This is a genomic window from Curtobacterium phoenicis (genome assembly GCF_047238015.1).
GTDB lineage: Bacteria > Actinomycetota > Actinomycetes > Actinomycetales > Microbacteriaceae > Curtobacterium.
In genome coordinates, this window is sequence record NZ_JBDFLZ010000002.1 from 1,963,496 (window position 1) to 1,988,520 (window position 25,025).

The 25,025-nt window shown below is 72.5% G+C and carries 24 protein-coding genes; 10 read left to right on the forward strand and 14 right to left on the reverse strand.

The features are described 5' to 3' along the window. Window positions 1-8: 8 nt before the first annotated feature. Window positions 9-971 (forward strand): SDR family NAD(P)-dependent oxidoreductase, encoded by a 963-nt coding sequence (locus ABC270_RS09550; RefSeq protein ID WP_412880566.1) that lies wholly within the window; start codon window positions 9-11, stop codon window positions 969-971. A gap of 460 nt (window positions 972-1,431) precedes the next feature. Next, window positions 1,432-2,661, forward strand: a complete 1,230-nt coding sequence (locus ABC270_RS09555) for a hypothetical protein (protein WP_412880567.1) — start codon at window positions 1,432-1,434, stop codon at window positions 2,659-2,661. A gap of 15 nt (window positions 2,662-2,676) precedes the next feature. Here the strand turns inward: ABC270_RS09555 and ABC270_RS09560 are convergent, their stop codons facing one another. The 7 genes from ABC270_RS09560 to ABC270_RS09590 all read right to left on the reverse strand — a co-directional run bounded on the left by ABC270_RS09560 (window position 2,677) and on the right by ABC270_RS09590 (window position 10,284). Next, window positions 2,677-3,306 carry a hypothetical protein gene (locus ABC270_RS09560; protein WP_412880568.1) on the reverse strand — a complete coding sequence of 210 codons (630 nt, stop codon included), beginning with the start codon at window positions 3,304-3,306 and terminating at the stop codon, window positions 2,677-2,679. A gap of 63 nt (window positions 3,307-3,369) precedes the next feature. Further along, a complete protein-coding gene (locus ABC270_RS09565; RefSeq protein ID WP_412880569.1) occupies window positions 3,370-4,713 on the reverse strand; it encodes a glycoside hydrolase family 125 protein in 1,344 nt (447 codons plus the stop codon). Between the two features lie 34 nt (window positions 4,714-4,747). Beyond that, the gene (locus ABC270_RS09570) at window positions 4,748-5,794 is read right to left on the reverse strand and encodes a Gfo/Idh/MocA family protein (protein ID WP_412880570.1); all 1,047 of its coding nucleotides are present in this window, start codon (window positions 5,792-5,794) and stop codon (window positions 4,748-4,750) included. Between the two features lie 31 nt (window positions 5,795-5,825). After that, on the reverse strand, window positions 5,826-6,863 hold the full coding sequence (locus ABC270_RS09575; protein WP_412880571.1) for a Gfo/Idh/MocA family protein: 1,038 nt from the start codon (window positions 6,861-6,863) through the stop codon (window positions 5,826-5,828). Between the two features lie 109 nt (window positions 6,864-6,972). Further along, the gene (locus ABC270_RS09580; protein ID WP_412880572.1) at window positions 6,973-8,361 is read right to left on the reverse strand and encodes an extracellular solute-binding protein; all 1,389 of its coding nucleotides are present in this window, start codon (window positions 8,359-8,361) and stop codon (window positions 6,973-6,975) included. Beyond that, complete coding sequence (locus ABC270_RS09585; RefSeq protein WP_412880573.1) at window positions 8,358-9,275, reverse strand: carbohydrate ABC transporter permease; 918 nt, start codon at window positions 9,273-9,275, stop codon at window positions 8,358-8,360. The genes ABC270_RS09580 and ABC270_RS09585 overlap by 4 nt, the downstream gene beginning before the upstream one ends. A gap of 4 nt (window positions 9,276-9,279) precedes the next feature. After that, the gene (locus ABC270_RS09590) at window positions 9,280-10,284 is read right to left on the reverse strand and encodes a carbohydrate ABC transporter permease (RefSeq protein ID WP_412880574.1); all 1,005 of its coding nucleotides are present in this window, start codon (window positions 10,282-10,284) and stop codon (window positions 9,280-9,282) included. Between the two features lie 121 nt (window positions 10,285-10,405). Here ABC270_RS09590 and ABC270_RS09595 point away from each other — a divergent pair, with 121 nt between their 5' ends. After that, window positions 10,406-11,650, forward strand: a complete 1,245-nt coding sequence (locus ABC270_RS09595) for an ROK family transcriptional regulator (RefSeq protein WP_412880575.1) — start codon at window positions 10,406-10,408, stop codon at window positions 11,648-11,650. A 94-nt stretch (window positions 11,651-11,744) separates the two neighbouring features. Continuing rightward, window positions 11,745-12,548 (forward strand): DUF1684 domain-containing protein, encoded by an 804-nt coding sequence (locus ABC270_RS09600; protein ID WP_412880576.1) that lies wholly within the window; start codon window positions 11,745-11,747, stop codon window positions 12,546-12,548. A 177-nt stretch (window positions 12,549-12,725) separates the two neighbouring features. Here ABC270_RS09600 and ABC270_RS09605 read toward each other — a convergent pair whose 3' ends face one another. Continuing rightward, window positions 12,726-13,271, reverse strand: coding sequence for a histidine phosphatase family protein (locus ABC270_RS09605; RefSeq protein WP_412880577.1), 546 nt, complete (start codon window positions 13,269-13,271; stop codon window positions 12,726-12,728). A gap of 249 nt (window positions 13,272-13,520) precedes the next feature. Between ABC270_RS09605 and ABC270_RS09610 the strand changes: the two genes are divergently transcribed. The 3 genes from ABC270_RS09610 to ABC270_RS09620 are packed head-to-tail and all read left to right on the forward strand — an operon-like array spanning window position 13,521 to window position 17,202. Further along, the gene (locus ABC270_RS09610; protein WP_412880578.1) at window positions 13,521-14,696 is read left to right on the forward strand and encodes an LLM class flavin-dependent oxidoreductase; all 1,176 of its coding nucleotides are present in this window, start codon (window positions 13,521-13,523) and stop codon (window positions 14,694-14,696) included. Continuing rightward, on the forward strand, window positions 14,693-16,057 hold the full coding sequence (locus tag ABC270_RS09615; RefSeq protein ID WP_412880579.1) for an NtaA/DmoA family FMN-dependent monooxygenase: 1,365 nt from the start codon (window positions 14,693-14,695) through the stop codon (window positions 16,055-16,057). The genes ABC270_RS09610 and ABC270_RS09615 overlap by 4 nt, the downstream gene beginning before the upstream one ends. Then, window positions 16,054-17,202, forward strand: a complete 1,149-nt coding sequence (locus tag ABC270_RS09620) for an LLM class flavin-dependent oxidoreductase (RefSeq protein WP_412880580.1) — start codon at window positions 16,054-16,056, stop codon at window positions 17,200-17,202. Before ABC270_RS09615 ends, ABC270_RS09620 begins: the two co-directional genes overlap by 4 nt. Window positions 17,203-17,300: 98 nt before the next feature. On the opposite strand, the gene ABC270_RS09625 is transcribed toward ABC270_RS09620, so the two are convergent. From ABC270_RS09625 to ABC270_RS09635, 3 genes are read right to left on the reverse strand one after another with little or no spacing between them, the layout of a single operon-like run. Continuing rightward, a complete protein-coding gene (locus ABC270_RS09625) occupies window positions 17,301-18,317 on the reverse strand; it encodes a transporter substrate-binding domain-containing protein (RefSeq protein ID WP_412880581.1) in 1,017 nt (338 codons plus the stop codon). A gap of 57 nt (window positions 18,318-18,374) precedes the next feature. Then, window positions 18,375-19,148: an amino acid ABC transporter ATP-binding protein gene (locus tag ABC270_RS09630; protein ID WP_412880582.1), complete on the reverse strand. Its 774-nt coding sequence runs from the start codon at window positions 19,146-19,148 to the stop codon at window positions 18,375-18,377. Then, window positions 19,145-20,272: an amino acid ABC transporter permease gene (locus ABC270_RS09635; protein ID WP_412880583.1), complete on the reverse strand. Its 1,128-nt coding sequence runs from the start codon at window positions 20,270-20,272 to the stop codon at window positions 19,145-19,147. The genes ABC270_RS09630 and ABC270_RS09635 overlap by 4 nt, the downstream gene beginning before the upstream one ends. Window positions 20,273-20,436: 164 nt before the next feature. On the opposite strand from ABC270_RS09635, the gene ABC270_RS09640 reads away from it, so the two are divergent. Next, a complete protein-coding gene (locus ABC270_RS09640; protein WP_412880584.1) occupies window positions 20,437-20,691 on the forward strand; it encodes a DUF4287 domain-containing protein in 255 nt (84 codons plus the stop codon). Window positions 20,692-20,836: 145 nt separating this feature from the next. On the opposite strand, the gene ABC270_RS09645 is transcribed toward ABC270_RS09640, so the two are convergent. Beyond that, window positions 20,837-21,808, reverse strand: coding sequence for an acetylxylan esterase (locus ABC270_RS09645; RefSeq protein WP_412880585.1), 972 nt, complete (start codon window positions 21,806-21,808; stop codon window positions 20,837-20,839). Between the two features lie 123 nt (window positions 21,809-21,931). Between ABC270_RS09645 and ABC270_RS09650 the strand changes: the two genes are divergently transcribed. Beyond that, entirely contained in the window at window positions 21,932-22,897 is a 966-nt protein-coding gene (locus ABC270_RS09650; RefSeq protein WP_412880586.1) for a hypothetical protein, read from the forward strand. A 7-nt stretch (window positions 22,898-22,904) separates the two neighbouring features. On the opposite strand, the gene ABC270_RS09655 is transcribed toward ABC270_RS09650, so the two are convergent. After that, entirely contained in the window at window positions 22,905-23,732 is an 828-nt protein-coding gene (locus tag ABC270_RS09655) for an alpha/beta hydrolase (RefSeq protein WP_412880587.1), read from the reverse strand. 46 nt (window positions 23,733-23,778) lie between these two features. Between ABC270_RS09655 and ABC270_RS09660 the strand changes: the two genes are divergently transcribed. Further along, window positions 23,779-24,459 (forward strand): 2'-5' RNA ligase family protein, encoded by a 681-nt coding sequence (locus tag ABC270_RS09660; RefSeq protein ID WP_412880588.1) that lies wholly within the window; start codon window positions 23,779-23,781, stop codon window positions 24,457-24,459. 13 nt (window positions 24,460-24,472) lie between these two features. Here the strand turns inward: ABC270_RS09660 and ABC270_RS09665 are convergent, their stop codons facing one another. Continuing rightward, window positions 24,473-25,021: a GIY-YIG nuclease family protein gene (locus ABC270_RS09665; protein WP_412880589.1), complete on the reverse strand. Its 549-nt coding sequence runs from the start codon at window positions 25,019-25,021 to the stop codon at window positions 24,473-24,475. Between the last annotated feature and the right edge of the window lie 4 nt (window positions 25,022-25,025).

Here is a 25,025-nt window from a genome sequence, read left to right on the forward strand (position 1 = left end):
ACCGGGGCATGACACATCGGTTCCGCGGTCAGGTCGTCGTCGTCACGGGAGCATCGAGCGGCATCGGGAGGGCTGCAGCGCACGAGTTCGCGCGGCAGGGCGCCACGCTCGTGCTCGCCGCGCGGTCCCACGACAGCCTCGAGGCAGCGGCCGCCGAGTGCCGACGGCTCGGCGCACCCGAGGCCGTCGCGATCCCCACCGACGTGGCCGACGAGCACGCGGTGCGCGACCTCATCGGGACGACGACGACCCGGTTCGGCCGGATCGACGTGTTCGTCGGCAACGCGGCCCTGTTCGTCTACGGCCTGTTCGAGCAGACCCCGACGGAGTCGTTCAAGCGCGTGGTCGACACGAACCTGTACGGCCACCTCAACGCGATCACCCACCTGCTGCCGCACTGGAAGCAGCGCGGGAAGGGCACCTACGTGCTGGTCGGGTCGATCCAGTCGCTCCTCAGCGCGCCGTACCAGTCGGCGTACGTGACGAGCAAGCACGCCGCGCTCGGTCTGGTCGACGTCCTCGGCGACGAGTTCGCGGGGACCGGGATCCGCTTCACCTCGCTGCTGCCGTCGACGATCGACACCCCGATCTACCAGAACGGTGCCAACTACACCGGCAAGGCCTCGCACCCGCTGCCGCCGACGGTCTCGGTCGAACGGGCCGGACGCGCGGTCGTCCGTGCGGCGCTGCACCCGAAGCGCTACCGGTTCGTCGGGCGGGTCCAGGCGTCCCTCGTGCCGCTGCAGTACGTGTTCCCGGGGCTGTTCCACCTGATCACGAAGCCGATGGTGGAGACGTTCGCGCTCCGCGGCCGGCAGGAGCCCACCGACGGCAACCTGCACGTCCCCGCCGACACCGGGAACGCGACGAACGGCGGCTGGGTGGCGAAGCGGCGGCGGGTCACACGGCCGCTCGCGTGGGGCGGGGTGCTCGCGGTCGCCGCGGCGCTCGTCGTGCGGTCGCGTCGGTAGCGCCGAGCGGGCCACGCCGGACGCAGGACGCCGGACGCGCACCCACGAACGGAGCGCCGAGCGCGGCGACGCCGGACGAAGGACGCTCGACACCGGACGCCGGACACGGGACGCGCACCCACGGACGGTGCGTCGGGCGCGGCCACGCCTGACACCGGACGCCGGACACGGGACGCGCAGCCACGGACAGAGCGTCGCGCACGGCACGAGTACGACGGAACACGTCGTGATCGACGCGCGGGTCGTCGCACACGCGTCGTCGGCATCGATGCACGCGCACGGTGCGACGAAGCACCACGGGATCGACGCGCGCGACGTCGGAACGCGCGCGTTTCGTCACCTGTCCCGACCCCGACCCCGACCCCGACCCCGCGCGACCGTCCGTCGCGGACCGGTAGCCTGCTGCCGGGGATGCGCAGGGCGCGGGTGGCGCGTGGGGCGTCCGGAACCGGGGGAGCGGATGAGCGACGTGCAGCAACGGACGGTCGTCGAGGTCGACACCGACGACGCCGCACGGGCGCGCTGGAACGGTCCGCGCAACCCGTGGCCGGCCGTGTTCGTCACGGCGTGGATCCTCGCATTCTCCGCCTTCGTCGCGGTCTCGGTGTACGAGGACGCCTGGCGGTACCGGGACGTCGCGACGTCGTTCTGGATCGGTGCCGCGTGGGCGGTACCCCTGCTCGTCGTCGTCCACGCGACGCACGCGGTGGTGTTCCGACGTGGTGGTCCGCTCGCGCGACGCCAGGATGCGGTCTTCCGACGCGCGGCGGGACGACTCCTGACGGCTGCGCGGACCGCCGGGTTGCCCGAGCTCGACGAGGCGGGCGTGCTCCGGATGCTCCGTGCGCGGGACAACGGGCCGGACCCGGGGACCGGGGAGCGCGGCGGTGCCGACTGGCCGCTGCTCCGCTGGGACCTGCCGCTCGCTGGCGGTCGCTCCCGGACCACGGTGGTCGCCGAGCGGCTCGGCACACCGGGGCGGGGCGGTTCCCCCGAGCGGACCCGCCTGACGCTGGAGACCCCTCGTGTCGCGGCCGCACCCCCGGCAGCCGCGCGACCCGCCCCCCGTCGCCCGCACGGCCCGTCCTCCGCTGCCGTCGTGCTGGGCGCCTACCGGTCCGACTCCCCGTCCCCGATCACGGCCTCGCGGATCGGTGGCGCGCCGGCGGTCCCTCGGAGCTGGGAGTGGCCGATGTGCGTGGAGCACGACGAACCGATGCAGTTCACGGCGCAGATCGAGCACCGTGGCACGCTCGTCAGCGCGTTCGTGTGCCAGTTCGACCCCGGGACGTGCGACTCGTGGGACCCCGACAGCGGGGCGAACGCGGCGTTCGTGTTCAGCGGCCGCGGTCTCGTGCTGGCCGACCCGCCGGTCTCACCCCACGGCGATCCGGACGACCCCGAACCCGCGTACCCGCCCCTCCTGCCGGACTCGATGCTCCTCGGAACCGCGACGGTCACGGCAACGGGTGGTGAGGACGCTGCCGCTGTGCTCGATGCCGCCGGAGCGGTCACGGCAGGGCAGTACGGCGGCGAGCCCGAGTGGATCCAGGAGGACGAGACGCCTGTGGGCCTCGGGTTCGTGGCGTCGATCGAGTCGGGACCACTCGGGTTCGACTTCGGGGACGCCGGTCGCGCGTACGTCTTCAGCGACGGGGCCCGGGCCGCGGTGCTCTGGCAGTGCACCTGACCGGGGGTCGACGGGTCAGAGCTGCGGAGGACGATCGCTCGGCGTTGCCGAGCCGCCGAGCGTCCACTCGCCGGTCAAGAGGAACGTCCGATCGGGTTCCCGGGAGGCGACGGCCCGACCGAGCTCGGTGAGCTCGGTGCGCTCGTCGCCGAGAGCCGTCCCGGGTGATTCCCAGATGGCGGTCTCACGACGGAGGTCGGCCGTCCACCGCTCGAGGTCCTCCTCGTCCCAGTACATCTCGACGAGTTCCCCGAGCACGAGCTCGACGACGGGCCGGTCGGTCCCGTCGGCCACCGACCGGACGTCCTCGAGGAAGCGCCCCAGCGGTTCCGCGGCCTCGGGGATCGCGGCGGCGACTCCCGGCAACCGCTGCGTGAAGGCTCGCTCCGCCACCGACCACGCCACGACGACGTCCGTGTCGGACGGGTCCGGCCCGGCTCCCGCGGCCATCGCCGTGGCCAGTCGGTCCACGTGTGCCGCCCAGAACGTGGCGGGCACGAACCCGCACCACCCGAACGGCAGCACGTACTGCACGTCCCACGACCCGACGACCTCGGTCGTGGGCTCGTCGCCTGCAGGCGCCGGTACGGCGCCTTCGCCGGCTGTCGCTGCTGATCGGACGATGCACGAGACCCGGTTCCCCACGGCACAACGCTACCGCCGACGGTCGGGAGGCACGGGGCGGGGCCGAACCGTGCCTCCCGTCCGTCAGGTGGTCCCCTGGACGACGCGCGCGGCACTCGCCAGCGACGCGCCCGCGTCCTCGGCCACCGCGAACGCGAGTTCGCAGAACATCGCGTCCGCCCACGAGAACCACGGCCGCGAGAACGCCGACGGGTCGTCCACGTCGAAGGACTCGTGCATGCGCCCCGTGCCCGCGTCGGTCGCCATCAGGACGTCGAGCAGCTCCCGGCGGCGCGACGGCGTGCCGGTGAGTCCCTCGACCGCGAGGGCGATCGGCCACACCCGGTCCGGCTCGGTGTGCGGGCTCCCGATGCCCGCGGCGGCCGACCCGCTGAACCAGTACGGGTTGTCCGGCCCGAGGACGAACGCGCGGGTCGCGGTGGCGACCACCGGGTCGAGGACGTCCGGCGCGTCGAGCGGCAGGGACAGCAGCGAGGGGGTGTTCGCGTCGTCCATGAGCACCGCGCCGCCGAGACCGTCGACCTCATAGGCGTAGACCCGCGTGCCCGGGTCGCGCGGGTGCGGGACGACACCGTGCTCGGTCACGCCACGCAGGATGCCGTCACGGAGCGCCGTCGCGTCGGCAGCGAGTTCCCGGTCCGCCCAGACGTCCGTCGCGAGCATCGCCAGGTCGCCGAGTGCTGACGCGGCGTGCAGGTTCTCCGGCACGTTGTAGCCGTACGTGCAGGCGTCGTCGGAGGGGCGGAAGCCGCACCACGTCATACCCGTGACCGCGACGGGGGTGCCGCGGCCGTCGCGGACGAGCGTCTCGGTCGGCTCGGGAACGTCGCGGACGAACCGGTACGAGGACCGGCGGTGGTCGGTCTCGAGCCGGAGCTGGTCGACGATCGTCCGGGCGACCGCGTGGGCCTCCGGACCGAGGTGGTCGGTGCGGCCGGTCGCGCGGTGGACCGCCGCGGCGAACTGCACCGGGTAGGCGAGGCTGTCGACCTCGTACTTCTGCTCCCAGACCTCCGGGTCGTCGCAGAGGTCGCGGTCGTCGTAGTGGGCGCCGGTCGGGCCGCGGTTGAACGCGTTGGCGTACGGGTCGTGTGCGATGCTGGCGAACTGCCGCCGGACGACGGCGACGAGGACGTCTGCGAGCTCCCGGGCGGCGGGGTCTCCAGCGGGCGCCGCGGCCACGAGCCGAAGGTACGGGAGCATCTGGGTGGTCGAGTCGCGCATCCACATCGCCGGGATGTCCCCGGTGATGACGAACGCGGAGCCGTCCTCGTCGATCGTGATGGTGTCCTCGAGCGTCCGGCGGAGGGCGTCCTCGACCAGGTCGCCCGCCCGTTCGCCGGCGCTCGTCCGGACCGCGTCGGCGGCGGTCCGGAGCAGCGCGGCGACGCCGTCGCCGATGATCACAGCGACCCCGGGCGGTCGACCCCGTTGCGGGCGGTCACACCGACACCGCGCGGTCGGCCGTGCGGACGGGGGCGATCGTACCGGTGCGCGCCCCCTCGTACGCGGCGAGGATCATCCCGAGGACGGCGAGCCCCTCGCGCTCGGTGTGGATCGGGCGCGTGCCGTCGCGGAGGCAGGCGCCGAACGCGGCGATCTCGGCCGAGAACGTGTCGACCTCGTCGAAGGTCACGGTCTCGCTGGTCGTCGGTCGACCGTCCGCGTCGTGCAGGTCCCACCGGAGGGTCGTGCCGTCGCTGGTCAGTGCGCCGAGCCCGCCGACGACACTGAACCGTTCGGTGCCGGCGGCCGGCTCGTACGCCCAGCTCGTGACGAGCTGCCCGACGGCGCCGTTGTCGAAGCGGAACAGGCACTGCGCGGAGTCCTCGCCCTCCATGAACGACAGGCGGTGGGTGGAGAGCATCGCGGTCGCCGACACCGGGACCCCACCCGCGAGGTGCATGAGCAGGTAACTCGGGTGGTAGCCGGTGTCGATGAGCTCGCCGCCGCCGCTCGTCGAGGCGTGCGCCCGCCAGCCCATGTTCGACGGGTCGAACTCGTTCCGGAACGAGTCGGTCGTACGGACCTCGTACACCGTGCCGAGCGCGCCACCGTCGATGAGCGCTTTGGCCTTCGCGACCGCGGGCATGAACAGCTGGTTGTGGGCGCACATGAGCGTGACGCCGGCCTCGCGGACGGCGGTCTCGACGTCGGCGGCCTCCTCCGGCGTGAGGCAGAGCGGCTTCTCGCAGAGGACGTGCTTCCCGGCCCGCGCGGCGGCGACGATCGCGTCGCGGTGGAGGTGGTGCGGCAGGCAGATGTCGACGGCGTCGATGTCCGCCTGGTCGAGCATGTCGCGGTATTCGGTGAACGACGGCACGCCGAGCTCGGCACCGCGCGCCTCGGCGGTCGCGGGGACGGCGTCGGCGACGGCACCGATGGTGATGGTGTCGGCGTGCTCGCGGTAGCCGTTGATGTGGAACGTGGCGATGCCGCCGCCGCCGATGAGGCCGACGCGGATCGGGGTGGCGAGGGAGGTGGTCATGCGTGTGCTCCGGTTGGTGGTGTCGTGCGGGTCAGGCGGGGGCGGGGGTCGGCGCCGCGGGTGCGGCGGTGTCGGTCGAGGCTGCGGCGTCCGCGGCGACGGCGTTGGCGGCTGCGGCGTTCGCGGCGACGACGAGCCGCGTGAGCTCGATCGCCCGCGCGACGTTGTCGTCGGCGCGGGTGCCGTCGTGGACGTGCGTCACCCACCGCGCGAAGGCGTCCGGGGCGTCGTCCGGGACCGGCAGGTCGACCGTCTCGCCGCCGTAGCCGGGTCCGCCGGCGGTGAGGCGGTTGCCGTCGTCGGTGTACGAGAGGCGGCCAGTGGTGCCGAACAGGTCGATGGTGAACGGCGTGCCCGCGACGAAGCCGGCCTCGATGACCCCGATCGCCTGCGACGGGTAGCCGACCGTGACGACCGCGTGGTCCTCGACGGCGCGACCGGTCAGCGAGCGGTACACGGCCGACACGGAGTCCGGTGCCGCGCCGAGGAACAGCTGCGTCAGGTACACCGGGTGGCAGCCGAGGTCGGTCAGTGCGCCGCCGATCGCCGTCGCCGGGTCGAAGAACCGCTCGGGCAGCCAGGGAGCGATCGCGCCGTCGTGCGACAGCCGGACGCGTGCGTACGTGAGCTCGCCGAGGCGGCCGCTCGCGATCTCGTCCCGGATCGCCGTCGTGTACCCGTGGTGGAGCCGCGGGAGTGAGACGACGAGCGCGACACCCGCCTCGTCGCAGGCCCGCACGATCGCTTCGCACTCCTCGACGGTCGGCGCGAGCAGCTTCTCGGTGAAGACGTGCTTGCCGGCGCGTGCCGCGCGGGTGATGACGTCGTGGTGCACGACGGTGGAGGTGGTGATCGTCACGGCGTCGACGTCGTCCCGGGCGAGGAGTGCGTCGAGGTCGCCCGTGTACGGCACGCCGAAGCGCTCGGCGCCCTCGCGGCCGCGGGCCTCGTCGTCGTCCCAGACGGCGACGAGTTCGGTGTCGGGGTGGTCGACGGTCTGCTGGGCGTAGTCGCCGGCGTGGACGTGCCAGAAGCCGAGGACGGCGACGCGGATGGGGGCGGTGGGCATGGATCTGGTCCTCGTCGGTCGGGTCGGGACGCGCTGGTCCCGGTGGTCTCGTGGTGCGTCGTGACGGCCTGGAGGCACGGGTCGCGCCGCACGGACAGGCGGCGGTCCGCTAGATGCGGACCTTGTCGTAGTCCTTCGGCAGCCTGAACGGCGCGTACGTCTGCATCATCGGGTCGACGCGGTTCTGCGCCCGCTCGACGGCCTGCTCGGGTGTCGCGGTCCCGAGGAGCACGCTCGAACGCGCGTCGGCGAGGGAGTCCCACCACGCACCGCCGACGGGCAGCGGCGGGCGGCAGGTGCTCGCGGTGATCGACTCGACGAAGTAGCGGATCGACTTCGCGGAGCCCTTCGGGTCCTCGAGGGCGGCGATGTTCGTCGGCACGCTCGTCGCGGGGACCATGTACGTCTCCTGGCCGCGCTTGCCCGTGAAGTACTTCATGAGGTCCCAGACGGCCTTGGTCTTCTTCGACCCCTTCGGCAGGCAGAGCGCGAAGCCGCCGGACCAGGTGTACTTCGGGTCGCCCTCCTGCTGCACGGGCAAGAACGCGGTCGTCCAGTCGAGGTCCTTCGGGCCGAAGTTGTCGAAGCTCTGGATGGTCGACGGCACGCTCACCATGAACGCCATCCGGTTGCCCATGAACGCGGTCTGTCCTGGCGGGTGTCCGGTCGGCTCGTAGGTCGCGATGAACGTGTCCGCCGCGCGGTAGTCCAGGCGCTCCGCCCAGTCCGCGTAGAAGTCGTAGATGCTCCGGACGCTCGCCGAGTCCATCGTCATCCGCGAGTCCTGCTGGTCGTAGTACGACGCGCCCAACCCGAGGCCCCAGGTGAACGGCCAGCCCTCGCCGTACCAGGGCAGGAGGCCCATGTGCGTGTAGTCGCCGCCGGACTTCTTCGTGACCTGCTGGCTGACCTCCCACATCCGGTCCATCGTCACCGGGCCGTTCTGCTCCCAGTCGAACTCGTCGAGGTCCACCCCGGCGTCCTTGAGCATCGTGCGGTTGACGAACATGCCGCGGGCGTCGGTGTCGTGCGGGAGGCCGTACGTCTTGCCCTCGTAGGAGACCTCGCCGACCGCGAACCCGAGCCACTGCGACAGGAACTCCTCCTTCGACTCGTCCTCGTACTCGGCGATGAGGTCGTCGATCGGCTCGATGAGCCCGATCGCGGCGTACTGCGCGGCGCTGAACCGGTCGAGCAGCCACAGGTCCGGGGCGGTGCCGCCGCGGACGGCCGTGATGATGCTCGTCGCGTCGCCGGTGCCCTGCGAGGGGACCTGGTTGACGACGACGTCGACCTCGGGGTGCAGCTCCTGGAACTGCTTGATCACCTTCGTCTGGAACGGCACGAACGTTCCCGTGACACCCCAGAGCGACACCTGGTTCGGGTTCGACGACCGAGACCCCGTCGCGCAGCCCGCGGCGAGCAGCGCGAGGGCACCGGCACCGGCCGTGGCGGTCGCCCCCCGCAGGAAGGAACGGCGGCTGAACGCGGAGGTCATTTGAAGCTCCCGATCTGGACGCCCTTGAGGAACGTCCGCTGGAACACGAAGAACAGGACCACGAGCGGCAGGATGATGAGCACCGACGCCGCCATGAGCTGGTTGAACTGGAAGTCCTGAGAGTTGTTGAGCCGGAACACCTGCAGACCGATCGACAGGGTCTGCACGCTCTGGTCCTGCAGGTAGATGAGCGGCCCGAGGAAGTCGTTCCACGCGCCGACCGCGGCGAAGATGCCGACGGTCACGAGGGCCGCACGGGCCTGCGGGAACACGATCGTCCAGAGGATCCGCCACTCGGACGCCCCGTCCATGCGGGCGGCGTCGAGCAGGTCCTTCGGGATCTGCAGGAGGAACTGCCGGAGCAGGAACGTGTAGAACGCCGACCCGAACAGCGCCGGCACCACGAGCGGCAGGAACGTGTTGATCCACCCGAGCCGGGCGTACAGGTCGAACATCGGGATGAGCGTCACCGGGAACGGGATGAACAGCGTCGCGAGCACGACGTAGAACAGCCGGTCGCGGCCGCGCCAGTCGATGCACGCGAAGCCGTACGCGATGACGAGGTTCGACACGACCGAGAACACCGTCACGAGGACCGTGATGATCAGCGTGTTCCGGAAGAACGTGAAGAACGGCATCGCCTGCACGGCCTGCGCGAAGTTGCCCCAGTCGAGCCAGTGCGGGAACCAGGTGGCGGGGAAGGCACCGAGCTCGGTGTTGCCCTTCAGCGCCGAGATGACCATCCAGTAGATCGGGACGAGGAACAGCACGCTCATCAGGACGAGCACGATGCGCGCGGTGATCGACGACCAGACGGAACGGACGGACCCGTCGGCGTTCCGTGAGCTGCCGCGGTCGTCCCGGGTGGAGCGGGCCCCCACGGTGGTGACGGACTTCGTGGTCTCGGTGGTCATCGCGTCACTCCCCGGTCACGTCGTAGTTCACGAACCGCTTGGACAGCCAGTAGACGAGCCCCGACAGGAGCATCCCGGCGAGGAACAGCAGGACGGCCATCGCGCTCGCGAACCCGAGCTGCGCGTAGCTGAACGCGTTCTTGTAGAGGTAGAGCATGTAGAACAAGGTCCCGTTGTCCGGCGAGCCGAGGCCTCCCGTCCCGGACGAGATCACGTACGCCTCGGTGAAGACCTGCAGCCCGTTGCTGATCCCGGTGATGAGGTTGAACAGGATCACCGGGGAGAGCAGCGGCAGCGTCAGCGCGAAGAACTGCCGCACCGGTCCGGCTCCGTCCACCCGCGCGGCCTCGTACAGCGTCTTGGGGATCCCCCGCATGCCCGCGAGGAAGATCAGCGCCGCGTTGCCGGCACCCATCTGCGCGAGGGCGACGATGACGAGCTTCGCCGTCGTCGGGTCCCCGAGCAGGTTCGTCGCGGGGATCCCCACGAGCTTGAGTGCCTGGTTCACGAGCCCGGTCTGCGGGTTCACGAGCACGACGAAGATGAACGCGAGCGCGAACGTCGGGATGAGCGACGGGATGTACAGCGCCGTCCGGTACCAGCTGATCTCGCGGACGTCCTGGTTCATGGCGACCGCGATGACGATCGCCACCACGATGCCGACCGGTACCGCGATGACCGCGTAGAACACCGTGTTGCCCACCGCGGTGTGGACCAGCGGGTCGATGAACGCCGCGACGTAGTTGCCGAACCCGACCCACGTCGCGCCCTGCATGCCCGAGTACCGGGTGAGGCTGATCACGAACGAGTACACGAGCGGGTACCCGATGAAGACGAGCACGCCGACGATCCACGGGGACACGAACGCGAGCCCGATCCGCAGGCGGCGCTTCTCGGCCGCGGTCCACGGGTGCTTCTCGCGGTGGCGTCTGCCGGAGCCCGCGGTGGTGATGCTGCGGGTCGTCGGCCTCGGAGGTACTGCGGTCCCTGTTCGTGTCGTCGTCGTCACGAGCGTCCTCTCGGTCCCGGGCCACCCCGTCGTGACCTCGGTCGAACACGAGGGGCCCACCCGACCGGACCGTTCAATCCAATCGATTGACAAAACCCCTCGAGCAGCGATGCTAAGGAGCATGGAGCAGCCCCGTCAACCCTCCCGCCGCACCGTGCTGCACGGTGGAACGCCCCACGGCGGCACCAACATCGCCGACGTCGGCACCCGGAACCGCGCCCTCGTGCTCGACCTCGTCCGCCGCACGGGCCCCGTCCAGCGCGTCGAACTCGCCCGGGGCACCGGCCTCAGCGCGCAGACCGTCTCGAACATCACGGCGCGACTCGTCGCCGAGGGACTCGTGCAGCAGGACGGGGACCGGGCGCTCGCCGTGGTGCCGTCGGCACGGACGGGCATCGGCGTGCACCTCGACCCAGCGGCGTTCGAGGCGGTCCTCGTCGACCTCACCGGGACGGTGCTCGCCGCGGAGCACCACGACATCGCGGCCCGGACGGCCCCCGCAGCGGTGCTCGACGCGATGGCTGCCGCGGTCGGACGACTCCGGGCCGAGGCGCCCGGCCGCGTGGTGGACGGGATCACCGTCGCTGTCCCTGGCCCGATCGACCGCGACTCCGAGCGACTCCGGACCCCGGCACAGATGCGCCCGTGGTCCGCGTACCCGGTCGCCGCCGAACTCGCGGCACGGACCGGTGCCGAGGTGCACCTCGAGAAGGACGCCGTGGCCGGGGCGTTCGGTGAGGCCTGGACGACACGGGAACCGGAGGACCTCGTGGCGGTCCACCTCGGGAGCGGACTCAGCGCGGCCGCGGTGGCCTCAGGGGAGGTCGTCCGGGGCTCGACCGGCAACGCGGGGGAGTTCGGCGGCATGCCGGTGTACGCGCACGGTCGGTGGACCGCGGTGTGGGAGGCCTGCCAGCCGCTGCAGCAGGTCCGGCGCGCGGTGTCCGCGGGCGTCCTCGACGTCCAGGTCGCGTCCGACGACGCCGCGGCCGTCCGCGCCGCCTACGCCCGGATGTGCCGGGAGCCCGCCGCGGCCGACCTCGTCGCCGAGGGCGGCGCAGCGCTCGGGTCGGCACTCGCGCACGTGGTCGAACTCCTCGACGTGCCGCGGGTCACGATCGGCGGCAGCGCCGCGGTCCTCGGCGGTGAGCCCTTCCTCGAGGCGGTCCGGTCGCGCCTCCGGGACCGCCTGCCGCGTGGACCGTTCGCGGAGGTCGTGTTCTCCACCGCCGGCGTCGTCGCCGTCGCGCGCGGCGCGGCGTGCTCCGCCGTCGCGCGGAGCCTCGAGACGGCGGCACCCGTCCCGGCCCAGCGGCAGCGGACGGGAGGCACGGTGCACGCCCGGAGCATCAGCCACCCCTGGTGAGCGACGAGCGTCGTGGAGCCGCGTCGTGCCTCCAGGACGGCGCCGTGTTACCGACCGCGTCGCGGCCGACGGCTGCTCGTCGTACCGTCGCTGCATGACCACCTCGACGACCACACCCTTCGCCACCGACTGGACCACGTGGCACGACGCGCACGAAGCCGCGCGGGCGAGCGAGCACGGGTTCCTCGCGATCACGAGCATCCGGTGGCTGCAGGCCGAGCCCGAACGGTTCGACGACGCACCCGGAGCGTGGTCCACCTCCGCGGACGGGCCCGTCGTCGCGCTCGACCCGGGGGAGTCGATCGAGGTCGACGGACAGGTCGTGACCGGCTCGCACCGGTTCGGGTCGCTCGCCGAACGCTCCGGTGTCGACGTGCTCTGGCGCGACGGCGACGAGACCGTCGTGATCGAGGTCGCTCGGCGCGGGGGCAGCGACATCATCCGGCCACGGCGGCCCTCGACGCCGCTGCGCACGTCCTACCGGGGCACACCGGCGTACGCGCCGGACCCGTCGTTCGTCGTCGAGGCACGCTTCGAACCGTTCGACGAGCCGCGCGAGGTCACCGTGGGCTCGGTCGTCGACGGCCTCCAGCACGTCTACACCGCGCCGGGCGTGCTGCGGTTCGACCTCGACGGCCCGCGCACCCTGACGGCCTTCAACGGGCACGGCGACGGACTGCTCGTGCTGTTCACCGACCGGACCTCGGGCGTGACGACGTACGCCGCGACGCGGAGCCTCGCCGTGCCGGCACCGGACGGCTCGGGCCTGACGAGCATCGACTTCAACCGGGCGACGAACCTGCCGTGCGCCTACACGCCGCACGCGACTTGCCCGCTGCCGCCCGCCGAGAACCGCCTCGACGTCGCCGTCGAGGCCGGCGAGCGCCTGCCCGCGTAGCGGCGTGGTCGCGACCGCGGCTGGCGGTCTGTCGCTTTCGCGAGAGCGACAGTGTTCCGCGGGTTCCGCAGCACGATCTGTCGCTTCCGGAGCACTCGTCTGGGTCCATCCGGCGCGAGTGTCGCTTTGCCGCAGCCGCAGCCGCAGCCGCCTGAGCCGGACGGGCCGGCAGCGCGGTCAGGCCGGCAGGGGCAGCCGCCGCCAGCCGCTCGTCGCGCGCCACGACACCGGGTCGAGCGTCAGCACGCTGCCCATGCCCGGCTGCTCGAAGGTCCTGGCGATCGGCCTGCCGGACAACGACGCGAGGAGCAGCGCCCCCACCGCACCGTGCGACACGAGCACGACATCGCCGGCGCAGGCGTGCGACCGCACCGCCGCGACGATCCGCTCCTGGGCGTCGACGGCCCGCTCCCACCCGCGCACCGACTCGGACGGCCGCGCGAAGAACGCCTCGACGACGGCGTCGAACTCGTCGAGCGGGAGGTACCCGGTCGCGCTCCGGTCGATCTCGCCGAGGGCCGGATCCTGCTCCACGGAGCGGCCTTCGGCGACGAGCTCCGCGGTCTCGATGGCCTTGCGCTCGGTGCTCGACACCACGGGGCAGGCCGCTGGCGCACGCCACGCCCCGGCCCGCGCCCGACCGACGGGGGAGAGCCCCCACGACTCGATCGGTGCGGCCGGGTCCACGACGGGCTCCGCGTGCGTGACGAACCAGACGGTCATGCCCCGACCCTCGCACACCGGCGTCTGCGTCTCGTAGCGGCCCGGCCCGGCGCCGTGCACTGCCGACGCGGCGCCGCGGTCCGCCGACCACGAGCGCCCCCTCGCATGACGGTGCGCGACGCCGCAGCGCCACCGCTCGCGTCACACGACGCAACGTCCGGTCATGCGCGGCAACACCGGTCGTCGACCACGGTGATCCGCCGTAGCGTCACGGCATGACCGACGCCCAGCACCGTCCGGAGGCGCACCGTGCCTGACCGCACCACCCTCGTCACCGCCCTGCACGGCGCCGGCTGGCACCCCGCTGCGTGGCGTGTCGCCGGTCCGACCGCCACCCGGTTGAGCAGCCTCCGTCACTGGCGCGAGCTCGTCGTCGAGCAGGACCGCGCCGGCATCGACGCCGTCACGATCGAGGACTCCTTCTCCGCCGGACCCGTCGACGTGACCGGCGAGCTCGACACCTCGACGGTCGTCGGTCGACTCGACGCGCTCCTCGTCGCGAACGCGGTCGCCCCGGCGACCCGGTCGGTCGGGTTGGTGCCGACCGTCTCGGTGACGCACACCGAACCGTTCCACGTCGCCACGGGCCTCCAGACCCTCGACCACGTCTCGCTCGGCCGCGCCGGCTGGCGTCTCCAGGTCAGCCCGACGCCGCGCGAAGCGGCCCTCTTCGGCCGGCGCCCCGGCGGCGAGACCAGCGAGCATCTCTTCGCCGAGGCCCGCGAGGTCGCCGAGGTCGTCACCCGCCTCTGGGACAGCTGGGACGACGACGCGATCATCCGCGACGTGACGACCGGCCGGTTCATCGACCGGGACCGGATACACAACGCCGAGTTCGTCGGCGAGCACGTGTCCGTGCACGGCGCGTCGATCGTGCCGCGTTCGCCGCAGGGACGGCCGCCGGTGTTCGCACTCGCGCACCGCGACGACGCTGCCGCCCTCGCCGTCGACGCCGCGGACGTCGTGCTGGTCACGCCCGGCCCCGGCCTGGAGGCGCGACACGCCCTGGCGCTCGTCCGTGACGCCGAGCAGGTGGCCGGGTCGGACCGCGTGCGTCCGGTCCTCGCGGACGTCGCCGTCCTCATCGGGACCTCGGCGGCGGAGGCCGCCGACGACCTCGCCGCGCTCGACGCCGCTGCCGGGTCGTCCTACGCCGCCAGCTCCGACGCGGCCGTGCTCGCCACGACGGTGCCCGAACTGGTCGAGCACATCGCCGGGCTCCGCGCGCTCGGGTACGCCGGTGTCCGGCTCCGGCCGCTGCGCATCCCCGAGGACAGCACCGCGATCGCCCGACGACTGGTCCCCGCACTCGTGACGGCCGGCCTCCGGGCGGACGTCGCCTCCCGTCCCACCGCCGACCTCCGGACGAGGCTCGGCCTCGCGCCCGCGGTCAGCCGCCACGCCACCGAAGGGGTACCCGCATGAGCCGCAAGCGCCAGGTCCACCTCGCCGCGCACTTCCCGGGGGTCAACAACACCACGGTGTGGAGCGACGAGCGTGCCGAGAGCCAGATCGCGTTCTCCTCGTTCGAGCACTTCGCGCGGAACGCCGAGCGCGGGTTCTTGGACTTCCTGTTCCTCGCCGAGGGGTTGCGGCTCCGCGAGCAGAAGGGCCGGATCCACGACCTCGACGTCGTCGGGCGGCCGAACACGCTCGCCGTCCTCGCCGCGCTGGCCGGTGTCACCGAGCACATCGGTCTCGTCGGGACGCTGCAGACGACCTTCAACGAGCCGGTCGAGCTCGCGAAGCAGCTCGCGACCCTCGACCACCTGAGCGAGGGGCGCGCGGGCTGGAACGTCGTGACGAGCTCGGACGCGTTCCACGGGGCGAACTTCCGGCGCGGAGGCTTCCTCGACCACGCCGAGCGGTACGCGCGGGCCGCCGAGTTCGTGGAGCTGTCCCGCGAGCTCTGGGACACGTGGCAGCACGACGCCGTGGTCGCCGACCTGTCCGCCGGACGGTTCGCCGACCGCTCCCGGATCCGGGACGTGGACCACCACGGTCCGCAGTTCGACGTCGTCGGGACCTTCCCCGTTCCACGGAGTCCGCAGGGGCACCCCGTCGTCGTGCAGGCCGGCGACTCCGACGAGGGGCGCGACCTCGCGGCCCGGCACGCCGAGGTGGTCTTCTCGCTGCACACCGAGTTCGAGGACGCGCGGGCGTTCCGCCGGGACCTCACGGCCCGGCTCGCGGCCGTCGGCCGGACCGAGGACGAGCTGCTCGTGCTGCCCGGGGCGACCTTCACGATCGGCGACACCCCGGCTGACGCCGAGGAGAAGTCCCGGGCGATCCGTCGTGCCCAGGTCAGCCCGGCCACCGCGATCGCTTTCCTCGAACAGGTCTGGAACCGCGACCTGTCCGACCACGACGTCGACGGCCCGCTGCCGACGGACGACCCGGACGTCGACGCCGACGCGATCACGCGCGGCCGGGTCCGGCACGTGCGGGACCCCCGCGCCACCGTGCAGGAGTGGCGGGACCGGGCCGCGGCGGAGCACCTCACCACACGGGAGCTCGTCATCGCGGTCTCGACCCGTGGCGGCTTCGTCGGCACGCCCGACCACCTCGCCGCCGAGATCGACCGGTACGTGCAGGAACGCGCGTCCGACGGGTTCGTCGTCGTGCCGCACACGAACCCGTACGGCCTCGACGAGTTCGTCGACCGCGTCGTGCCGCTGCTGCAGGAGCGTGGCGTGTACCGCGAGTCGTACGGCGACGGGGCGACCCTCAGACAGACCCTCGGTCTCCCGGGCAGGATCACGCACCGGCAGGCGGTGTCGGCGTGAGCACCACCCCGCTCTCGGTCCTCGACCTCGTCCCGGTGCCGTCCGGTTCCACCGCTGCGGACGCCCTGCACGCCACGATCGACCTCGCCCGAGCGGCGGAGCGGGTCGGGTACGCCCGGTACTGGCTGGCCGAACACCACCTCAACCCCGGGGTCGCTGGCAGCGCACCGAACATCGTGATCGGCGCCGTCGCCGCCGCGACCTCGACGATCCGTGTCGGCAGCGCGGCCACCCTCGTCGGCAACGTCCGCGGCCTCCAGATCGCCGAGGCCTTCGGCACGCTCGCGGCGCTGTACGGCCCGCGCATCGACCTCGGGCTCGGCCGTTCGGGGGCGCCCGCCCCCGGGGCCCCGAAGCCGCCGACGCCCGCGACACGTCCCGACGAGGTCGTCGACGGACTGCTCGTCCCGGCGCCGTACGCCTTCCGCATCGCCCCCGGGTCCCGGTTCGCGCTGCAGGGGGAGCTGCTCGGCCGGGTACCGGGTGACGTCGAACGCTTCGCCGACGAACTCGCGCTCGTCCGGGACCTGTTCGCCGGTGGGCACACCGTCGGCGACGGGGACGTGGTGGTGGCACCCCCGGCGTCCGGCGCTCCCGTCGAGCTGTGGATCCACGGGTCGACCGGGGGCGAGAGCGCCCGGATCGCCGGAACGCTCGGCCTGCCCTACGGGGCGAACTACCACTCGTCGCCCGGAACGGTCCTCGACTCGGTGGCGGCGTACCGGGCGGCCTTCCGACCCGGGGTCCTCGCCGCGCCGCACGTGATCGTCTCCGCGGACGTCGTCGTCGGCCGCACCGCGGACGAGGCCGACGAACTCGCCCTCGGCTACGACCGGTGGGTGCACTCGATCCGTTCGGGCGTCGGTGCGATCCCGTACCCGACGCCGAGCGAGGCCCGCGCGGATCCCCTCGACCCCGCGGACGCGCCATCGGTGGCCGATCGCGTCGCGACCCGGTTCGTCGGCACCGCGCAGTCCGTGGCCGACCAGCTCGAGACCCTGCGTCGCGTCACCGGCGCGGACGAACTGCTCGTCACGACGATCACCCACGACCACGCCGCACGGGTCCGCTCGTACGAGCTGCTCGCCGCGGAGTGGGGCCGCCGGACGACGCGCACGCGCGGGAACCTCGCGGTCCCCGCCTGACGCGTGCGCGCGTGATGAGCCGTGGTGCGGAAGGAACGCCCGGACGTGACGCCGCCCCGCTGCCGATCGGCAGCGGGGCGGCGTCGTACGTGGGCGGGTCAGCTGTTGTCGAGCGGAAGCCCCTCCGGGTTCACCTCGGAGGTCTTCACGGCCTCGTTCGACAGGTTGTACGCCTGCAGCCACTTCGCGTAGGTGCCGTCCGCGATGAGCTCGTTGATCGCCGCGGCCACGGGCTTCGCGATGCCGCTGCCCTTCTTGGTGGTCGCCGCGATGAGCCCCTGCAGGGTCGAGCCGGCTCCGGAGTACGTGCCCGCGGTCGTGGTCGGCTTCGCGGTGCCCTTGCTCTGGGTGTTCTGGTACGCGATGGTCGGGTTCGGGCCGAAGTAGCCGTCGATCTTCCCCGAGTCGAGCGCGAGCTTGATCGCGTTGCCGTCCGGGTAGTACTTGATCGTGAAGTCCTTCCCCTTCGCCTGGAGCTCCTTCTGCCACTCGAGCAGGATCTTCTCCTGGTTCGTTCCGGAGCTGACCGACAGGGTCTTGCCGGCGAGCACCGCCGGGTCGCCGTCGAACGTCCACGAGGCCGAAGCGAGTACCTGGAACGCGAGGTTGTCCTGACGGTAGGAGGCGAAGTCGTACTTCTCCTTGCGCTGCTCGGTGACGGTGATGTTCGAGAACCCGGCGTCGTACTTGCCGCTGTCGATGCCGACGAAGAGGTTGTCCCACGTCGCGTTCTGCACGTCGGCCTCGAGTCCGAGCTTGGCGGCGACGAGGCGGCCGAGGTCCGGCTCGGAACCGGTGAGCGTCTTCTGGTCGTCGCCGGTGAACGCGAGGGGCGGGAACCCGGACGGCAGCGCACCGACGCCGATGGTGAGCTTGCCGGACTGCTTGACCGCTGCCGGGAGCTCGTCGTGGAGCTTCGCGTCCTCCTCGACCGTGAGCTTGGTCTCGGTCGCTGCACCGTTCGCGTGTGCGCCGATCGTGACGGTCCCGTCGGCGGCGGCGGACGTGCCGGCCGAGGCGTTCGCGGCGCACCCGGCGAGTGCGACGACGACGCCGGCGGCGAGGACGAGGGCGCCGGCCTGGTGGCGCCAGCGGGCAGGGGTGATCGTGGACATGGTTCTCCTGGTTCGGATCGGCAGTGGTGTGGTTCGGTGGAGGGCGGTACGGAGCCGTCAGCGGACGCGGGCGAGGAAGTCGCGGGTCCGCGGGTGCTCCGGGGCGTCGATGACCTGTGCCGGCGGCCCCTGTTCGACGACCCGCCCGTGGTCGAGGAAGACGACGTGGTCGGCGACCTCCCGAGCGAAGGCGACCTCGTGGGTGACGATCACGAGCGTCGTCCCGGAGTCGGCCAGGGACCGGATGACGCCGAGCACCTCGCCGACGAGCTCGGGGTCGAGCGCGGAGGTCGGCTCGTCGAGGAGCACGACCGACGGCTCCAGGGCCAGTGCCCGGGCGATCGCGACGCGCTGCTGCTGGCCGCCGGACAGCTGCCGGGGCCGTGCGTCCCCGCGGTCGCCGAGGCCCACCTGCTCGAGCAGCTCCCGCGCGCGGGTGAGCGCTCGCGCGCGGGGCTCCCCGGCGGCGATCGGGCCCTCGGCGACGTTCTCCAGCGCGGTCAGGTGCGGGAACAGCTCGAACCGTTGGAACACGAACCCGATCCGCGACCGCTGGCGCCGGATCAGCCGTTCGGGGAGCTCCCGGTAGCGGGCCGAGCCGTCGCGGTGCGTCCGGAGGCGGACGCCGATCGTCTCCCCGCCGATCGTGACGACGCCCCGGTCGAGCGGTTCGAGGTGGTTGATCGCCCGGAGGAGCGTCGACTTCCCGGAGCCGGACGGCCCGAGGACGGCCGTGACGCTGCCGGCGGCGAGCGACAGGTCGATGCCGTCGATGACCCGCAGGTCGCCGAAGGACTTCACGGCGCCGGTGACGGCGATGGACGCGCTCACGAGATGACCTTCCCGTCGTTGTCTCCGGACGTGACCACGCGCCGGGCCGAGGCGGCCTGCGCCTCGTGATCCGTGCCTCCAGGCCGGCCCCGCCGCACCGCGGCACGCAGCCGCTGGAACGGCGTCGGCGGGAGCGCCCGTGCGGAGCCGCGTGACGTCCAGCGCTCCACGTAGTACTGGGCGATGGACACGGCGCTCGTCAACGCGAGGTACCAGATCGTCGCGACCACGAGGAGCGGGATGATGTCGGTCGGGTAGGTGCTCGACAGGTTCTGGACCACGCCGAACAGGTCGAGCAGCGACACGTAGAACAGCAGCGACGAGGCCTTGAGCAACCCGACGATCTGGTTGACGAAGGCCGGCACGATCGAGCGGAGCGCCTGGGGCAGCACCACCCGGGTGAACTGTCGACGTCGCGACAGGCCGAGGGCCTGCGCCGCCTCGAGCTGCCCGTGGTCGACGGCGAGCACCCCGGCGCGGACGATCTCGGACGCGTACGCGATCTCGCTGAGGCTCAGGCCGATCACCCCGATCGCGAGGTCGCCGAGGACGTTCGCCGTCGGGATGTCCCACTGCGGACCGAACGGGATCCCGATGCCGATCGTCGGGTACAGCGACCCGAGGTTGTAGAGGAACACGAGCACGAGGATGAGCGGCACCGACCGGAACAGCCACACGTACCCCCACGCGAGACCGGACAGCACGGGGTTCCGCGACAGTCGGGCGACCGCGACCACGATCCCGCCCGCGAAGCTGATAACCGCGCTGAGACCCGTCGCGACGAGCGTCAGCTGCAGACCCGTGAGGATCGCGGGACTGAACAGCCACTTCCCGACGGCGGGCCAACCCCACTGCTCGTTCGTGAAGAGCGTCTCGACAAAGTTCAGCAGGATGATCAGCACGAGTGCGGCGGCGATCCAGCGGACCGGGTGGCGGAGCGGGACGACGGGGCGGTCGAGGGCGGCGCGGCTGGCGGCGGTGAGCGCGTCGTCGGCTGCGCCTCCGGAGTCGATCGCCGCGCTGCCCGCGGGTTCCGGCCTGGAGGCACGGTGCGCGTCCGCAGCACTCGTCGCGTCGTGGACGCGGGACGCGTCCCGTCGGGGGACCTCGGTGGTGTCGGTCATGCGGCGACCGTAGGAGGCACGTGTGCACCTCGACAACGGCCGTCGCAACACGCCGCCACGGGACGGAACAATCCGTCACACCGGGGCCGGGTGTGACGTCCGATGACGCTCAGCGGCGCACGAGGGGCCTTCTGTGGCGCCGCGTGCGGCGCTACCGTGAGCGCATGACCGCACAGCACCGAGTGACCGCGCCCGAGCCGCCAGCCGCGGGCACGAAGGCGACGGGGCCGCAGTCGTACTTCCCGAGCATCGAGGCGAAGTACGGCCGCCCCGTGCAGGAGTGGCTGGACCTGGTGGCCGACCGGCTCGACGACCACCAGCACATGGAGGTCGTCTCCTGGCTCAAGGAGGAGCACGGCCTCGGGCACGGTCACGCCAACGTCCTCGTCGCGTACGCGCGGAACGCACTCGGCCGCTGAACCGCCTCCGGCTGGACATCCACGGGCTCGGCGCGCGCCACGGGCTCGGCACGCGCCACGGGCTCGGCGCGCGGCACGGGCTCGGCGCGCGGCACGGGCTCGGCGCGCGGCACGGGCTCGGCGCGCGCCCCGTGCTCGGCGGGCCCTAGCCGCCCAGCACGCTCGCGAGTCGGGGGAGCGTCGCCGTGTCCTCGTGCGCGCCGCCGCCCTCGTGCCCGTTGTACTCCCACACCGTGATCTCCTTGCGTCCCGCGTAGGCGTTGTAGGCCGCGTACACCGTGGACGGCGGGCAGATCGGGTCCATCAACGCCGTCGAGAACCACGCGGGCGCGGTCGCGCGTGCGGCGTGCAGGGCTCCGTCGAAGTACGCGAGCGTGCTGAACACCTGGTCGCGGCGGTCGCGGTGCACGGTCAGGTACCGGGCGATCTCGCGGTACGGATCGGCGTCGGTGATCACCGAGGCCCGGGGGAAGTCGCACAGGAACGGCACCCGCGGGAACACCCCGGCCAACCCCTCGACGAGGCCGGCGACCGCGATCGCGAGGCCACCGCCCTGGCTGACGCCGAGGACCGCCACACGCTCCGCGTCGACGAGGTCGATCGAGCGGACGGCGTCGACGGCGCGGACCGCGTCGACCGTGAGCCGCCGGTAGTAGTAGGTCTCGCGCGACTCGATGCCCCGGGTCATGACGCCGGGCGAGGCCGGGCCGCTGCCGTCGGGGTCCGGGGTGTCGCCGACGGACCAGCCCGAGCCCTGGCCGCGCGTGTCCATCACGAGGTGTGCGTAGCCGGCGGACGCCCACAGCAGGTGCTCGGTCGCGAGCCCCCGGCCGCCGCCGTACCCGATGTACTCGACCACCGCCGGCAGCGGGGCGTCGGCCGTGGTGCCCGCCGGGACCGTGAGCCAGCCACGGACGCGCTGTCCGTCCCACCCGGCGAACGACACGTCGTACGTGTCGAGCGTCGACAGCCCGGTGTCGACCCGCGGCATCTCGACGGCGATGGGGTGCCGGCGGGACGACGCCAGGGTGTCGCGCCAGAAGGTGTCGAAGTCGTCGGGCTCGACGGCGCTGCCGCGGTGTGCGAGGAGGGCGGGGCCGGTGATGTCGGTGTACACGCTCTCGACCCTGGCACGCCCTCGCGTCGGACGCCACGGCTCCGGGTCGCCCTGTGGACAGTACGTGCTCACACGCGGTCTGTGCAGCGACCGGTTGTCAGCGGTCGCTCCTACCGTGGCCGTGTGGTCGAACCCGTGGACGCGTGGTGGCGCCGCCGGCAGTGGTCGCGTGGCGTCGCGGTGCCGTACGCCGTCGGCGAGTTCCGCGCCGCGTGGGAGTCCTACCCGGTGCTCGTGAGGCAGTACCACCCCGAGTGGAACCACGGCGTCGTCCTGACCCAGGTCCCGCCGGCGGCCGAGGTCCTGCTCACGTGGGAGTGCGACGTCGGACACGTCTTCGTCGCCACCCCCGCCGAGCAGCGCGGACGGCCGGGCCGTGAGCGACGCCGGTCGGTCTGGTGCCCCGAGTGCGCCGTGCAGGCACAGCCGCAGCGGTGGCCCGTCCTGCCCGCCGACTGGCCGGCGGCCGTCCCCGCACCCCAGCGGGTCGTGCGGCTGACCGGCCGGCAGACCCTGCCCGCCGCACCTGCTCGGGGTGTCCCGGCCGGAGCGGTCCCGACCTCGCGGAACCGCCCGGACCGTACCGGAGCACGGCGGGCGGGCGAACGGCGCCCGGTCCCGCGCACGATCTGTCCGAAGACGCCTCGGCTGCCCTCGGGCGAAGCGTTCACGAGCGTCTGCGCGCCCGCGATGGCCTCCGCGGTCGAGGCCGAGCTGCGTGCGGCCCTCTCCGAACGCTTCGAGTTCACCTTCGACCGGAACGCGATCCGGCTCGACCGACCGTTCTTCGACCACGTCGAGGCCTGGCCGGACATCGTGCTGCCGGAGCTCCGCGTCGCGATCGAGTACGACTCCACTGGGCGGCACGGCCTCGAGCACGTGGGCCCGAGGCAGGAGACCGACCGGCGGAAGGACCGCGCCGTCCGCGCCGTCGGGTGGGAGGTCGTCCGCATCCGGACCGGGCGGCTCCCCGCGCTCGGACCGCACGACCTGCAGGTGTCCGGCATCTCGAAGCGGACGATCGAGCAGCTCGTAGACACCCTGCGCGACCTGCGCGGGCCGCTGTTCGTGGACGCCTACGCCCGCTGAGCCGGCGTCAGCGCCAGAGCCACCGCAGCGCGTCAGGCAGGACCACCCCGCCGTGGTTCGGGCTGTGACCGCCGTCGCCGAGGACGAGTCGGTGGTCGTACCCGCGTTCGGCGAGGGCGGCGGTGACCAGCAGGTTCTCGCTGTACCAGTTCCGTTCCCGCTGGTCGTGTCGCAGGTCGAAGCGGTTCGCCTCCAGGAAGACCCGGATCGGCTTGTCCTCGGTCGAACGGATGAGTGCGGGGTACGGGTCGCCTCCGGGGATCTGGGCGAAGCTGGACACGAAGCCGAGCACGAGACCGAATGCGTCCGGTCGGTGCCAGGCAGCGGTGAACGCACAGTTGCCGCCGCTCGAACCGCCGCAGATCGCGCGCCGCGCGGGGTCGTCGGTGAACCGGACACCGGTTCGCTGCTCGACGGCGGGCAGTACCTCGTCCAGCAGGAACGTGACGTAGCGGTCGTCGGCAGGGTCGTACTCGGCGTTGCGGTTCGTCGGCTGGCCCGGGTCGACGAAGACCCCGACGGTGACGGGCATCGAGCCCTCGTGCACGAGGTTCTCGAGGACGGTCCCGGCACGCATGTCCTCGGCATCGTCGAGGTACAGCCGACCGTCCTGGAAGACCATGAGCGCGGCCGGCTCCGAGCCGTCGTACTGGGCGGGCACGAACACGCGGACGGTCCTGGTCGTCCCGGGGTACACCGTGCTGTCGTCGAGGTCGAACTGCACGACCCGACCCCGCGGCACGCCCTCCGCCCGTCTCGATGACGGCCCGTGGGTGTAGTGCATCGCGCCGGTCACGACCGGGAGCGGGGAGAACGGCAGCGGCGACGTCGACACGTCCGCACCGTACCGTGTCGGGAGACGGGTGTGGTGTGCTTAGCGCATGACCGTGCACGAGTACCTGTCGAGGTACGACGCGTTGTGGGCCCGTGCGCGTTCCTCGTACGAGACGGGGGACCTCGTGATCGACCGCCCGCCCGTGGACGGCGATGCACGCTGGGGGCTCAGCCTCGTCGTGCTCCCGGGCGCGGAGCTGCACGCACGACTCGTCGAGGCGACGGATGCGCTCGCCGACCGGATGGCCGGCCCACAGACCGTGGTCGCTCCGTCCGATCTGCACATGACCGTCACCAGCCTCGAGCCGTACCGCGACGAGGTGGACCCCGTACTCGTCGACGCCTACTGGGTGGCGGCCGGAGAAGCGCTCCGTGGAGGGATGCCACAGGTGTCCTTCCGCGGCCTCGGCGGTTCGGCTGCTGGCGTGTTCGCACAGGGCTTCGCCGACGACCGACTGCTCGCCGTCCGGCGACGGATGCGCGAGGTCGGTGCCGCCCTGCACGGCGGAGAACCGCCCACGCCGGCGTTCGTCCGCGACACCGCCCACGTCTCCCTGACGGTGCACCGCGCAGCCGCGCCGGAATCGCATGTCGCCGCGTTCGTCGATTCGGCGCGCGACGTGCCGCTCGGCGACCTCCGAGGAGCGTGCCTCGCCCTCGTCCGGTACCGCGAGGTCGGCGGCGCGATGCGGTTCGAACCGATCGCGTCGACAGACCTGAGCGGTTGACCGCAGACGTCGATCAGCCCCGCAGCGCCAGCGCCTCGCTCCGCCACCGGGCCAGCAGCTCCCACGGCTCCGCGACGCCGGCAGCGACCGTGTCGACGTGGGTGAGCAGCTCCGGCGACGTCCGGAACCATTCGGTGCCCGGGTAGCGTGTCGCGGCGAACTGCGCGTGACGGCGGCGTTCGAGCGTGCGGTCCCCGCGCTCGAACGCGAGCAGGTCCTGGTGCGCGATGGCCGCGAGGCGCTGCCGCGGGTTCGCGGTCGTGCCGATCTTGATGCGGTCGCCCGACGCGTCCCGCATCCGCAGGTAGTACACGACGTCGACCCGCGGGGGAGCGAGGTCACCGTCCGGGACGTCCCCCCAGCGCCACTCGCAGACCGCGCACACCGCGCCGCTCGGGTAGCGGACGCCGACACGGGACCCGCAGAGCAGGCACGGGCCGGGCAGGACGTCCTCGACACCGCCCGCGCCGACCACGGCCTCGTGGTGCACGCCGCAGAGCGGAACCACAGCGCTGTCGTCCGTCGCGGGGGAGTCGCACCCGGGTGCGCAGCAGCTCGTCACCCGG